Origin of the sequence: Vibrio sp. Vb1166, from assembly GCF_033338695.1 — a bacterium.
Taxonomy (GTDB): domain Bacteria; phylum Pseudomonadota; class Gammaproteobacteria; order Enterobacterales; family Vibrionaceae; genus Vibrio; species Vibrio alginolyticus.
Map to the genome: position 1 here is coordinate 46,127 of NZ_JAWOTE010000014.1, position 12,846 is coordinate 58,972.

Consider the following 12,846-nt stretch of genomic DNA (forward strand, 5'->3'; position numbering starts at 1 on the left):
TGCATAAAAAAGGGAAGCAACTTGCTTCCCTGTAATTAACATTGACTTAGAGTTGTTTGGCAATGTCTGAGGTTAGGCTTTCTAAGCCTATGGATAAAGCGTTGACGAGCGCTTCATAGCCCTCATCTTGAAGCGGCTGAGAGATTTGTATTGGCGCGCTGTTTTCTACCTTACCTTCGGCATTAATGAGTAACCATTCCCCCTCAATTTCGATATTACCTTTGTAGCTGCCATTAAATTTATTTAACGTAAGCTGGAGTTTGGCTTCACCGCTTTGATCCAACAGATTATTCATTTCAGTCGGCCAGTAATGACTTTGCTTGTGACGTAGTTCCGCGACGACTCTCTGAGTGATTTGCTCAGAAATACTGTGCGCCCATTGATTGTGCTTCGCCTGAATAACTTGGGTCTCAGAGGTTCGATAAACAATGCCATTATCATTCAAATAACTCGCCAATGTCACTGGACGAACAACTAAAGTTGGGCGCTGAGCGATATCAGAAGAGCTCAGCGTCACTGGTTCCGCCTTAGGTAGAAGGTACATAGCTCCTTTAGTTTGCGGAGCGCTACTGCAACCCGTTAGACCGACAAATAGCGCGATAGACAGAAAGAATACTCGTTTCATTAGTTTTTGCCTTTAACTGGTATTGGGTCACTGATTTCATCTTCTCCAAACACGAGAGAGTTTGGCTTTTCGTTTAGCTGTTTAAGTACGGGTTTAAACTCTGTCATTACGCTTTCTAATTCTTTTAGCGTGGCTTCCATTTCGCTGTACATGGTTGAGTTGGGCCCATAACCATCGAGTGTTTTTTGTAATTGCTGTAAGCTTTGGCGAATATCTGTTGGGATCTCTTGCGTCTCTTTTTGATTCAAAAGTTTATCAATACTGTCCGCCACGCGTTCTGCTGAAGCTAACGTTTTTTCGGACGTTTTTAACGTTGAATTGAGAGAGTCTAGTGTTTCTTCCATCGGTAAGTTATTAATCTTATTTAGGAAGTCGTTCACTTGGCGCTGAACCTGCGCAAAACCACCACGCATGGTTGGGAAAACATCTAAATCAGCAAACTTACTCGGTACGTAAGGCTCGTCATTTGGATAGAAGTCGGCGTCAACATACAGTGCGCCTGTTAATAAGTTACCTGTTTTTAAAGTACCACGTAGGCCTTTAGCAAACTCACTCTTCAATTTATCTTTTAACATTGGTAAAGATTGGGATTGGAAATCGCCATAAACACGGCCGAGCTCGATACGTACCAATACAGGGATTTTTTTCGCAGAAAAGTTCTCTTCTGGGGTTGGAAGTCGCATTGGTACACGCATCACAGTACCAATTCTCAAGCCTCGATATTCGACAGGTGCCTTACGTTTAAGTCCTCGTACCGATTCATCAAAAAGCATAACGAATTCAATATAATCATCGTACATGCCTTCTCGAAGTTGTTTAATATCATCGTACAAGCGGAAGTTGACCATATTTTCAGTGAGCTGTTCACCGGATTCAAGACCTGGAACGGTATCGAAGGTAACACCACCCGTTAGCATGCTCTCTAATGAGCCAAACTTGACTTCGAACCCTTCAGCGTTGAGCTGTAAATCTACGCCAGAATTCAGCCAGAACTTGGTACGAGTGCGCACTAAGCTGTCATAAGGCTTGAAAATAAAGAGTTGGTATAACGCTTTGCGAGTGTCAACATCAAAGCTGGTTTTCTCTACACGACCAACCGTAAAGCCTTTATAAATGACGGGGTCACCAACGCCTAGCTTACCAGCCTCGCGGTGTGTTAACACAAGGCGTAACCCCTCTGCATCAGGAGAGGCGACTGGGGGAACATCTAAGACCGTAAAGCGCTCTTTCTCTATCTTAGATTTACCCGGCTGAAGTTGGATATAAGCGCCAGAGAGCAAGGTCTCTAAACCTGAAACGCCATCACGGCCAATACGAGGCTTCACAACCCAAAACATGGTGTCATCTCGCAGCATGCGTTCTGCATCCTTGTTCATTTGTGCCTTAGCGATGATGTGATCGTAATTTTCACTGAGAGTGACTTCAGTAATCAGTCCGACTTTTACATTCAATGCTCGGATTTCGGTTTTGCCAACCTCAATCCCATCTGCGGTTGGCAGTTGGAGAGTAATTTGTGGGCCTGTACTGTTGATATATTGGAACAGCATCCACGCTCCCATGGCTAGCGCAAGGATCGGGACAATCCATATCGCAGAAATCTGCTTTTGCGGTTTTATTTGAGCGGTTACGTTGTTCTTATCACTCATATTTGGCTTTCTCGTTTAAGTTGTCAGAAATCGGCTCCTGCACTTCGTTTTGTGGCAATTGCCACAACAAACGTGAGTCAAATATCATTGCAGAAAGCATAGTAAAAATGACCACTGCCGCGAAAGAGAGCGCAGCAGGACCTGGATAAATCGCCATTAAGTTTTGCAGCTGAACCAGTGCAACTAAGATCGCGACGACGAAGATATCGATCATGGACCAACGGCCAATAAACTCAGTTATGCGGTAGATCTTTAAGCGTGAAATACTCTCTTCGTGCGGAAGATATCGCGCTTTTTGCGCATTGTAATACAGCCACGCGAGTGCCAGCATTTTCGCCATTGGAATAAATACGCTAGCAAAGAAAATTACCATCGCAATAGGGTAAGAACCTAAATGCCAAAGCAATATTACCCCCTCCATGATAGTCGAACCTTCTGCATGTCCAAGACTTACGGTGTACATCATAGGGTAGAGGTTTGCAGGGATATAGAAAATGACTGAAGCAAACAAAAGCGCCCAAGCTTTTTGTAAGTTGTCTGCGGGGTTGTATTTGTGAATAGGGCTTTTACAACGAATGCAGTGTTGGTGTTTTTTAGCTTCAATAGGGTTGAGCTGGTGACACGTATGACAACCAATATGGTTGTGGTTATGGTGCGTATCACCCTCTTTTACATTAGATAGCTCGATAGCTGGAATAAAGTGCCCCCAGAGCCAGCTTTTGTCGACCATTGATATGCATTTGACTACCAGAACGGTATATACACAAAACGCCCAGAATGAAGTGCCCATTCCTATGTCTGCGAGGGAAGCGATTTTAATTAAGCTGACCAACACGCCAATCAAAAAGACATCCACCATTAACCAGGGTTCGACTCGAAACAGAAGACGGCATAAAACTTTTGCCATTCGTTGCTGCTTTCTAGAGGGGGTATGTTTACGTGCTTTTAATGCTTCAAGGTGAAGAAAGAGAATGAGACCAACATAGATTGCAGGCAAAACGATAACTGTTGCGAGTAGCAGCACACCCAAAAGCACATTTTGAAACTCAGCCAGCATTTTGGCAGCGTGCAACAAGGTGATTTCTTGCGACAACCCTTGCACGCTGAACGACATAAAAGGGAAAGAAATGCTTAGCACTAACATGATCAAACATGCCGATGATATGGCGATCACGCTTTGGTAAGGCTTGGCATTCACTTTAGTCAGCGAATGCGAACATCGAGGACATTGTGCTTTTTGCCCCTGTTCGATATCGGGAATGCGAACAACAAGGCCGCACTCTTCGCATGAAATTAACTGACGGGAATTAGGTTGAATACTCATCGGGTAGGTTTTAGATTCATTTGCTTTAAGAATACTCTTTTTTCACTAGGCACGCTTGTTTTGATTCAGGAGTTTACGAGTTTCTTACTTTTGGCATTAGAGGATATGGGAGATCTAAGACATAAACGAAGTCGCGTTTGGTACAAGATTTTACGGCGAAGATGAGTATGTTGGAAGTCGAAAATAATGTGATATTGCTTGTCTGTGGAGGGGGGTAATTACTTGTTTTTAAGGGTAAGTAACCCTGCCCAGATAATCAGAGCAGGGAAAAAGAGCATTTTATTTAAGGTACTTAGTTGTACTTTACTTGACCGTTCCGCTCTTAAAGGCATTGGAGCCGACTTGCGTACCGTTGAGCGTTTTGCCGTAATAGCCTTGGTGCTGGTGATATTTCTCCGCGTTTGCGGTGACATTGCCTTTGAATCGAGGATCTTGTGGACGCTCATGGCTGTTGACGTATGCTGCGACATCCCAAGCTTCTTGCTCTGTCAGCTGTACACTTTTACCAAGCGGCATGTTTTCGTAAATAAAATAGGCCGCTGTGTTAATCCGGTGCATACCTGCGCCCCAGTTATACGCATATTCGCCCCAAAGTGGTGGAATGTATGAATGGTCGTTGGTGTCTTTGATGCCTGAACCGTCGGCGCGATGGCAAGTTTCACAGTTCTTTTCGTAGACCAATGCGCCTCGCTCTATTGATGGTTCTTGCTCAGGGGCGGCGATTTTTGGGTAGCCACGCCCAGAGAGATTACCCCGCTTTTCAATTGGTAATGCTTGTGCGATGGCTTCGGGCAACGGGAAGTCTTTTGCTTTTCCACCAATTTGCAACGTTTTTGCGTCTAGTTCTGGAATGGGTTCATCCGCCATACCATGTTTGTCAAGCAAGCCGCCCATCGCTAACCAGTAGGCGTAAGCACTAAGGGCAACAATTTCTGTCGAATCGTAAGCGGGCGCTTTACCGTTCATGGAATACTCGAAACAACCTTGGATACGGTCAGCATAGCTGTTTACGCGATCGTTTTTCTTACGATATGCAGGGTATGCCATGTAAGCTGCCCACAGTGGCGCAGCGTTTGCTTTTCGTCCTGCCTCCATATGGCAGTTCACACAGTTTTGTTCGTTGCCAACGTATTTTCCGCGCATTTGTTGTGAGTTAACAAAGAGCGAGTAACCGCGTTTTACTTGCTCACCAAATGCGGTGTTTGGGATTGTGCTGAGATCACGCGATTTTAAGTATTCACCGTGCTTTTCTTTTTCTATCGCAGGTAGCTCTTTCTGGCGGTCCGGTAATGGATCGTTAGCTAGTACGAGCGTAGAAATGAAAGGCAGTGCGAACAAAGAATAGAAACGTTTCATGACTGCTCCTAGTAACGTAATGAGGCAAAGTAGTAAGCAAGATTTTCGATCTCTTTGTCAGTGAGATTTTTTGCGATGGTCCCCATCATATTGAGCGGGTCGCCACTGCGAGTGCCGTTTTTCCATGCCATCAATTGCGTTTTTAAGTAATCAGCATGTTGGCTTGCGAGGCGAGGGAACTTGTCGACGCCCATACCGCTGGCTCCATGACAAGTTGCGCAAGCTGGAATATTTCTATCCCAATCGCCTTGGAAAATTAATTTACGATACGGGTTACGAATATCAGCTTGGTCGCCGCGTTGTTCTGGATTCGTGAACTCATAGCTCGGGAGGTTAGCAAAGTACTCCATAACTTCCTTACGGTCTGCGGGATCGCTGAGTTCCTTCGCCATGCCTTGCATGACCACATTTTGGCGTTCGCCACTAAGGAATAGTTCGATTTGAGTGTTGAGATAATTCGCGTTTAAACCAGCGATCATCGGCGCGATATTTGGCTGTCCCATGCCATCTTGGCCGTGACAACCGCTACATACGCTGGCTTTTTCCGGAATAGACGAGGCGCTTGCGCCCATAGTGGTTGCTAACAAACAGGCCACCACCACTGGAAGAATTTTTGACATGCTGACTCACTTTAATTTTTATTAATATGTCTAAGTGCTACTTGGTAGTCACTTGGACAATATTGTCGGCCTTGTCAATAATGAAAGGTATTGTGGATTTCCACATATTTAATAAGTGTAAATGGCCGTATTTGTTTTTATTGGTTGTTCTATAAGCGATAAAAACAAAGTGGTGAAGAGCTGCACAAATCGGCAGCTCTAAGTGGTAGAGACGTCTTAACGTGCGGCGTTACGCTTTGCGGATTTTGGCCGGCAGGGACTGACGTGCCGCCGCGCCCACGACCCAATCCAACAACACGCCTTTGCCTTCTCGAGTAGGGTCAATTAAGCCAATGTCGTTAATATTGACGCCATCTTGGCTGCGCGTTTTTACGGGTTGTTGCTTATCGCCGATCCAGTGCGAGCGTTGTCCTAGCTCGGTATGGCCAAACCCATGTTCAAATCCGAGTGTGCCAGGGCGAATCCCGCTGACTATCATCGCAAGTGCTTTGGTGCTTGCAGATGGTGTCTCGATAACAAACTCATCACCCGTTTTAATGCCTGCGCACTCGGCATCGATTGGATGGATGTACACTGGGTTTACGCCTTTAATCGAGTTCAACCTTGGCGATAGATTGGATACCGCACTGTGAATGTTGGATTTAAAGTTCGTCAGGCTGAAAGGCCATTCTGAGCTTGGGAACTGGTCTTCCATTGATGTGCCATCGGCCAGTTTTTGTGGATGCCATGTTGGGCAACCCGTGTAGAAATCACCGGTCATGGTGTTTCTTGCGCTGCCGACACGTTCATTCCATATCGCGACAGGTCGTGTCCATTTGTGCTTCATTTGCTCACCTTGATACGCTTCGGTTGCATTTTCAAAACGTCCACCGCGAGCAAAAATAAACGCCACACGTTTCATCTCATCCGCTGTCAGCGTCTTCTGCATGGCTGGCATTAAACGCTCTAGGCCGGACCACGCAATGTCTTCTGCCGAAACTTCAGGCACCCCGCCTTTCACATAAGCCAAGTTTGCCGCGGAACGTAAGTAGAAATCTTCAGCGCTGTGGAGAGCGTGCCAATTCCCTTGCGCATCTTGAATCGCGTTGTCACCAAAGCCGCCTAGTTGCATTTTCTTGGCGACATCAATCAAAAAGTTTTCTAAGCAAATTGAACGACCATCGGCGGTTTTCTCTGTTCGCGCTCCCACAATCGGCCAACGAGCGGTGACGGTTTTCACCGGAACGTCGTGCCAAGGCGTTGCCATACCCCAGCTTTCGTAGGTGACCGTGTCCGGCACAATATAGTCCGACAATGCGGTGGTTTCGTTAATGAACGCATCAACAGACACAATCAAACCGAGTTTTTTTGGATCTTTAAGCTTGTCTTCCAGCAGAGCTTTCAAACCGGGTACACCATACATTGGGTTCGCCATGTGATTGATCCACGCTTTAACGCGGTATGGATAACCATCAATAGCCGCAGATAGGTGCTCTGTCAGCAGTGGCGCGGCAAACGGATACCAAGGCGCGCGAGTTGGATAAGGGGATTCACCAGCCTCAACGCGACGTTTGTATTCGCTTGTTTTGTGGTAGGGGAATTTACTGCGCGACAAAAAGACGCCTTTCGGGCCGACTTTGCCAGCAAATTTGGTGAAGTCGTAACGAGGACCCGCAGCGGAAGTTGGGTAGCCACCCGCTTTGGCCATCGCGCCGCCTTTCATATTTATGTTACCAATCAACGCATTGAGCATCATGATGGTAAACGAGTTATAGAACCCATTGGTGTGCATGTTGCCACCGTGGGTATCGACCACCGCTTTTGTTCCGTGACTGGTGAAGCGCTTTGCTAGTTCAACAATTTGTTCGACAGGGATTTCACATTGTTGGCTGTAGAACGCAAGGCTGTATTTGAACGCCTCTTCTTTGAGTCTTTGTAGAGACGATTTTACGCGCACTTCGCCCGATGCAAGCGAAACCGTTTTATCGACAAACAGTGCCGCTTCCTCTTCTTGGGTATGAACACCAAATTCGCCGCTTTGCTCATCCACGATGACGTATGGGTCGGAGTCAGACAACGCTTCGCCCTCGAATGGCAGATTCAAGTCCGACGCGCGTAAAAACGTGCCGTTTCTCGGGTGCTGATTATCGCTTATCACGAGATGCGTAGCATTACACCAGTGCGCGGTGCCGGCTCGCTTCATCGCGTTTGCCCCCGGCTGCGCCAAGAAGGTTTTGTTGTAGCGTTGGTTTTCGATGATCCACTGGATCATGCCAAGCACGAGGGCAGAGTCGGTGCCTGGTTTGATTGGTACCCAGCGGTTTTTGTCACCGGCAGCCAAGCTCGATGAACCAGCAGGCAAACTTGGTGTGATGATGGTGTATTCCAAGCTACCTTCTGTTCGCGCATTGGCGAGTTGGCGCGCCTGACGCTTAAAAGGGTTACCCGCTTGAGCTGGTGACATACCGATGAAGATGATGTATTCCGCGTTATCAAAGTCTGGCTTCAAGTGCGCGTTCTTATCTAAATCGTTCATGAATGCGCCGCTGCCAGCACGAAATGCGTAGCCGCAGTAAGAGCCATGATGCCCAAAGTTACGCGTACCATAGCTGTTGAACGCGAAGCGTTTGAATATGTCGTCTCGGCCTTCGTTACCGGCGTTGGTCATTAACAGTTGGTTGGCTTTCGGTCCATATTCTGGGTTTTCAGGATCAACGGGCGTTGTTAAATCGCGAATGTCGCGTAAGCCATCCACATGACCTTCACCAAATAAATCACCGCCCTCGACGACTTCTTCTATCAGTTGTTCGTAACTGATCGGAATCCATTTTCCTTCGCCGCGTTTTCCAACTCGTTTCAGTGGCTGAGTAATGCGGTACGGGCTGTTGCGAATTTCTAGCATCCCATTGCCACGTGCGCATGCTGTTGAACGACCGTCAAGGCCCGCTTCTCCTGCCAAACTTAAATAAGCACCTTTGACTGGCGTTTCGAACGGAATGTGTTGCTGATGAGAGAGTGGGTGATATGGGTTGCCAGTAATACGCAAAATCTCGTCGTTGCGGTTATCAATGCGTACACGCAATCCGCACAGTGACCAACAACCAAAGCACATCGATGGTGCAACGCGCTGATTTGGATTAGGGATTAGGTTGCCTTTGCTGTTGACCGTGTACTCTGGTTCAAGCGAGTTACCGTGGTGAATATCACGCGTTTTTTCTCCCGCAGTGCCTTCGAGCGCACCCTCGACCATGTGTTTGGTGGTGGTGGCGTAACCCGCAGCGAATGCGCCAAGCCCACCCACTGCAATGCCTGATTTCAAAAACTGACGGCGTTTGTTATCCATGATGAAATCCCCTTTGATTAGCGTTCAGTTAAGGTGGGTAATGAGGCTTTTACTTCGATCTTTTGTTTTGGCTGAACCAGCTCCGAACCGAGCAGTGCCAGTGCAAGCCATAATCCGAGCATGCCGATAATGCCTATCCAGCCATTTCCATCCATAGTGAGTTGGTATGGATACAGCCCTGCATCGAACTTGGCGATGGTTTGCACTTCCATGATGGTAAACCAGCGAATCAGCCATGCACTTTCCAGTGCGGCAGCAGACACAAAACTGAGCCCTATGACGTGACGAAATCTGGCTGATGCGGACTTTTTGGTATCGCGCAAGAAGATGAAAGCGAGCAAAACACAACCTAAAACGACAAAAGTGAGCAGGGCAATGTTGTGCATCCATTGTTCGCTAGAATAGAGCGAAAATGCGGAATTGTTGGATGCCCAAATCGGTAGCAGTATCAGCGTTAATACACCGCTGGTAACCACTGATTTTTTCAGTAAATTAGTATCGCCAGATGTCAGCGTCTTTGACTGACTAGGCAGCAGTAACCAAATCAGCAGAGAAAATCCGACAGCGCCCATAAATGCAGTGACAAACCAAAGAATTGGTGACGCGGGTTGGTGCCATAAAGAGCGCGATTTAACGACCGCAATTTCAGCGCCTGTGTAGACTGCAATGGTGATGCCTGATAGCACCGTGATGGCAGACACCATAAGCATGACTCTACGAGAGAGCGCCCAGTCACCCAGTGACAGCTTTGAAATTAGAGGCAGTACTTTCCCTGGCTGATTACGTAAGTTGATCAGATCCTCGCGGAGATACAGCCATGCAGTCACTACCGCTAAACCTGAGAAAACAGGCAAGAAAAGCGACCCTAAAGACATCCATGACCACGGAGTGATGTGTGCGTAGAAATGCCATGCGCGTCCCGGTTGGTGAAGGTCGCCAGTTAACGCTAATGGCCCCACGATGGCGCCGATGGCCAGCGTCAGAACAAGCGCAGCGCGCAGTCTGTGACTGGTGTGTTTTTCAAATAATAGGGCGATTAGGAATAAAACAGCAGCCGCATAAGCTGAGCCGATGTAGAAGAAATACTGCACTGCCCACGGGAGCCAAGCCATTGCTTGAGGTTGGACTAACACTTCGGTGATGTTCATGCGCGCTCTCCCTGTGGGTCGTAAATAGCAGGTTGTCCGTCGATGTGGCTGGTGAAGCGTTCATCCATGCCGATGTAAAACACGTGTGGCTTGGTGCCTTCATTGGGTTTTAGCACTTTGATATCGTCTTGGTGCTTCGCAATTAAGCGGCGGACTTCGCTTGATGGATCATTCAAATCACCAATTACACGTGCACCGCCAACACAGGTTTCCACGCAGGCAGGCAATAGACCTTGTTCTAGACGGTGAGCACAGAAGGTACATTTATCTGCGGTGAGGGTGTCTTCATTGATAAAGCGAGCATCGTAAGGGCAAGCTTGTACGCAGTACGCGCAGGCGACGCAGCGGCTGTTATCCACCATGACAATGCCATCTTTGCGCTGAAAGGTTGCTTGAACCGGACACACTGCCACGCAAGGTGGGTTGTCGCAGTGGTTACACAGGCGCGGTAGCATAAAGGCTTTTGCTTCTCGCGTGGCTGTAGAGCCATCATCTAACGTAACTTCGTATTGCTTTACGGTGGTTCGGAACTGACCGATTGGCGCTTGGTTCTCGATGCTGCAACCCACAGTGCAAGCCTGGCATCCGACACATTTACGCAAATCTATCACCATGGCATAACGCTTCCCGACTTGTCCTTTTCGGTCAGCGGACTGGTTATTTCGAATAATGTTTCCCGCAGTTGCCGTGCCAATGCCAGCGACTGGAATTAACGCGGCTCCGGCTGTGACCGCGCTGAGAAAGCGACGTTTGGTGGAATCCATAACTCACCTGCTTTTTTTGTTGTATTTGAATTGACTGATTCCATTGTGAGAAATGCACTGCGAGGCTTATATTGTGGATTTCCACATACCCAGATCAAACTTGATCTAAAACAAATGTGGTTTACCAAGGGTAGCTGTTATTCTTGCTCCATTACTTTCGAAGGAACGATTCTACTCATCATGAACAAAACGCCACGGTTGCTTCAGTTTTGGGTTCTTTGCTTAGTTGCCTTTGCATCTTTGGCTCAGGGCGCAGTTTCTGAACAAGAATATCTGCAAGAAATGCAAGAGCAAAAGGCAGTGCAGCCAGAGGCCAAGCAGAAAGTCGAAGTGGGCGTGTTAGCGATACGTGGTCACCTTTATGCTGAGCAGAGATGGCAACCGACCATTGATTGGCTCAATCAGCAAATTTCTGATGTGCATTTTGTTCTTCATCCCCTTAACTTGGATGAAATGGGCGAAGCGGTGAAGTTTCAGACGATGGATTTCATCTTAACTAACCCAGGTCAGGCAGTGCGATTGGGTAGGCAATACGCGCTATCGTGGATGGCAACGCTAACCAGCCGAGCGCCGCAAAATTCGAACTACGGAATTGGTTCGGCGCTGGTGGTTCGAGCCAGTTCAAGCTATCAAACATTGCAAGATGTCTCAGGGCTTCCCGTTGCTGCTGTATCAGAAAAAGCCTTTGGCGGTTACTTAACGCTGCGTTACCAGATAGTCGAAATGGGTCTTAATCCTAACGATTTCTTTGCTGATGTCCGTTACCTCGGCTTTCCTATTGATGCCAACCTGTATCAATTGCGTGATGGCAATGTGGAAGCCGCTGTCGTCCCTGCTTGTTTATTGGAACAGATGCAAAATGAAGGTCTGTTACAGCAAGGGGATTTTCGAGTCCTAAATCAACAGCCAAATGAACATTCTTCGTGCGCTGTTTCTACGCCGTTATATCCAAACTGGTCATTTGCCAAAACAGAGCGCGGCTCTGCTCAGATCGCCAAACAGATTGCGCAAGTATTGTTAGCGATGCCACCTGAACACCCTGCGGTTATTGCGGCAGGCGCATCAGGTTGGACGTCACCCGTCAGCTTGCTGAGCATCGACAAACTTTATCAGGCGCTAGACCTCCATCCGTTGCAGCAGCCTTGGTGGCAAGAAGCATTGCGCTGGCTGCGTAGTCATCAGGAATGGGCGTGGGCGCTGTTCATTTTTGTGATTGTATTGAACGCTTACCACTTTTGGCTTGAGTATCGATTTAGCAAGAGCAAGCAAGCGTTGGAGCAGACATCGTTACGTTTAAAAGAGAAAAGTGAACAGTTAGAGCATTCACAAAGAGTCGCGATTGTCGGTGAAATCGGCACCAGTCTTGCCCATGAGCTCAATCAGCCATTGGCAGCCATTCGCAATTATAGTGAAGGCGGTTTACTTCGCTTGGCCAAAAAACGCCCACATGAAGATATTGTCCCTGTGCTTGAGAAAATACAGGGCCAAGTTGAAAGAGCCGATGCAATTATTCAGCGATTAAGAACGTTGATTCGTAAGCGCAGTGTCGACAAAACGTCGTGTGATCTTCAAGTACTTATTGATGACACGATTGAGTTGCTCCATTTTAGAATGCAGAAGCAAAACATTTCTATTGTGGCCAGTACAGAAGGGAACATTCGTCCGTTACTTGTCGATGCAGTTGGCGTACAACAGGTTTTAGTTAATGTGATCAGCAACGCGATTGATGCGTGTACTTTGTTCCAAGAGAAATATCACTCATCAGGTTATCAAGGTAAAATTGCCCTGCATTGCGATTACCAAATCAGTCAACTCTCTATTCGAGTGTTAGACAATGGTACAGGGTTGCAGCAAGAGAATCCGACTCAAGCGTTTGTGAGTAGCAAAGAAGAAGGGCTTGGGCTAGGGTTAGCCATTTGTCGCGATGTGATGGAAATGCATGGTGGCGAGTTTGTCATCAGCTCGATAGCACCACATGGTTGTTTGGTTGAGCTTGTGTTTCCATATCAAAACTAATCTGAACTAGGCATAGGAGCACTCA

9 protein-coding genes are annotated in these 12,846 nt (G+C 47.4%); 1 reads left to right on the forward strand and 8 read right to left on the reverse strand.

The features are described 5' to 3' along the window. Positions 1-46: 46 nt before the first annotated feature. The 8 genes from R7E51_RS15050 to dsrO form a co-directional block, all read right to left on the reverse strand. Positions 47-625, reverse strand: a complete 579-nt coding sequence (locus R7E51_RS15050; protein WP_017821657.1) for a PqiC family protein — start codon at positions 623-625, stop codon at positions 47-49. After that, a complete protein-coding gene (gene pqiB / locus R7E51_RS15055) occupies positions 625-2,271 on the reverse strand; it encodes an intermembrane transport protein PqiB (protein WP_171342887.1) in 1,647 nt (548 codons plus the stop codon). Before pqiB ends, R7E51_RS15050 begins: the two co-directional genes overlap by 1 nt. Beyond that, positions 2,264-3,595, reverse strand: coding sequence for a paraquat-inducible protein A (locus tag R7E51_RS15060; protein WP_017821655.1), 1,332 nt, complete (start codon positions 3,593-3,595; stop codon positions 2,264-2,266). The genes pqiB and R7E51_RS15060 overlap by 8 nt, the downstream gene beginning before the upstream one ends. Before the next feature lie 303 nt (positions 3,596-3,898). Continuing rightward, positions 3,899-4,951 carry a c-type cytochrome gene (locus tag R7E51_RS15065; RefSeq protein ID WP_017821654.1) on the reverse strand — a complete coding sequence of 351 codons (1,053 nt, stop codon included), beginning with the start codon at positions 4,949-4,951 and terminating at the stop codon, positions 3,899-3,901. Between the two features lie 8 nt (positions 4,952-4,959). Further along, entirely contained in the window at positions 4,960-5,523 is a 564-nt protein-coding gene (locus tag R7E51_RS15070) for a c-type cytochrome (RefSeq protein WP_370687796.1), read from the reverse strand. Between the two features lie 277 nt (positions 5,524-5,800). Continuing rightward, positions 5,801-8,893, reverse strand: a complete 3,093-nt coding sequence (locus R7E51_RS15075; RefSeq protein WP_206957917.1) for a tetrathionate reductase subunit A — start codon at positions 8,891-8,893, stop codon at positions 5,801-5,803. A 17-nt stretch (positions 8,894-8,910) separates the two neighbouring features. Continuing rightward, positions 8,911-10,041, reverse strand: a complete 1,131-nt coding sequence (nrfD, locus tag R7E51_RS15080; protein WP_206957916.1) for an NrfD/PsrC family molybdoenzyme membrane anchor subunit — start codon at positions 10,039-10,041, stop codon at positions 8,911-8,913. Further along, positions 10,038-10,805: a sulfate reduction electron transfer complex DsrMKJOP subunit DsrO gene (dsrO, locus tag R7E51_RS15085; RefSeq protein WP_017821650.1), complete on the reverse strand. Its 768-nt coding sequence runs from the start codon at positions 10,803-10,805 to the stop codon at positions 10,038-10,040. Before dsrO ends, nrfD begins: the two co-directional genes overlap by 4 nt. Positions 10,806-10,985: 180 nt before the next feature. Between dsrO and R7E51_RS15090 the strand changes: the two genes are divergently transcribed. Beyond that, positions 10,986-12,821, forward strand: a complete 1,836-nt coding sequence (locus R7E51_RS15090; protein ID WP_206957915.1) for a sensor histidine kinase — start codon at positions 10,986-10,988, stop codon at positions 12,819-12,821. The last annotated feature ends 25 nt before the right edge of the window (positions 12,822-12,846 follow it).

Coding starts and splice junctions, on each gene's coding strand:
- pqiB (WP_171342887.1), bottom strand. CDS start 2,271: ATGAGTGATAAGAACAACGTAACCGCTCAAATAAAACCGCAAAAGCAG.
- R7E51_RS15050 (WP_017821657.1), bottom strand. CDS start 625: ATGAAACGAGTATTCTTTCTGTCTATCGCGCTATTTGTCGGTCTAACG.
- nrfD (WP_206957916.1), bottom strand. CDS start 10,041: ATGAACATCACCGAAGTGTTAGTCCAACCTCAAGCAATGGCTTGGCTC.
- R7E51_RS15070 (WP_370687796.1), bottom strand. CDS start 5,523: ATGGGCGCAAGCGCCTCGTCTATTCCGGAAAAAGCCAGCGTATGTAGC.
- R7E51_RS15060 (WP_017821655.1), bottom strand. CDS start 3,595: ATGAGTATTCAACCTAATTCCCGTCAGTTAATTTCATGCGAAGAGTGC.
- dsrO (WP_017821650.1), bottom strand. CDS start 10,805: ATGGATTCCACCAAACGTCGCTTTCTCAGCGCGGTCACAGCCGGAGCC.
- R7E51_RS15065 (WP_017821654.1), bottom strand. CDS start 4,951: ATGAAACGTTTCTATTCTTTGTTCGCACTGCCTTTCATTTCTACGCTC.
- R7E51_RS15090 (WP_206957915.1), top strand. CDS start 10,986: ATGAACAAAACGCCACGGTTGCTTCAGTTTTGGGTTCTTTGCTTAGTT.
- R7E51_RS15075 (WP_206957917.1), bottom strand. CDS start 8,893: ATGGATAACAAACGCCGTCAGTTTTTGAAATCAGGCATTGCAGTGGGT.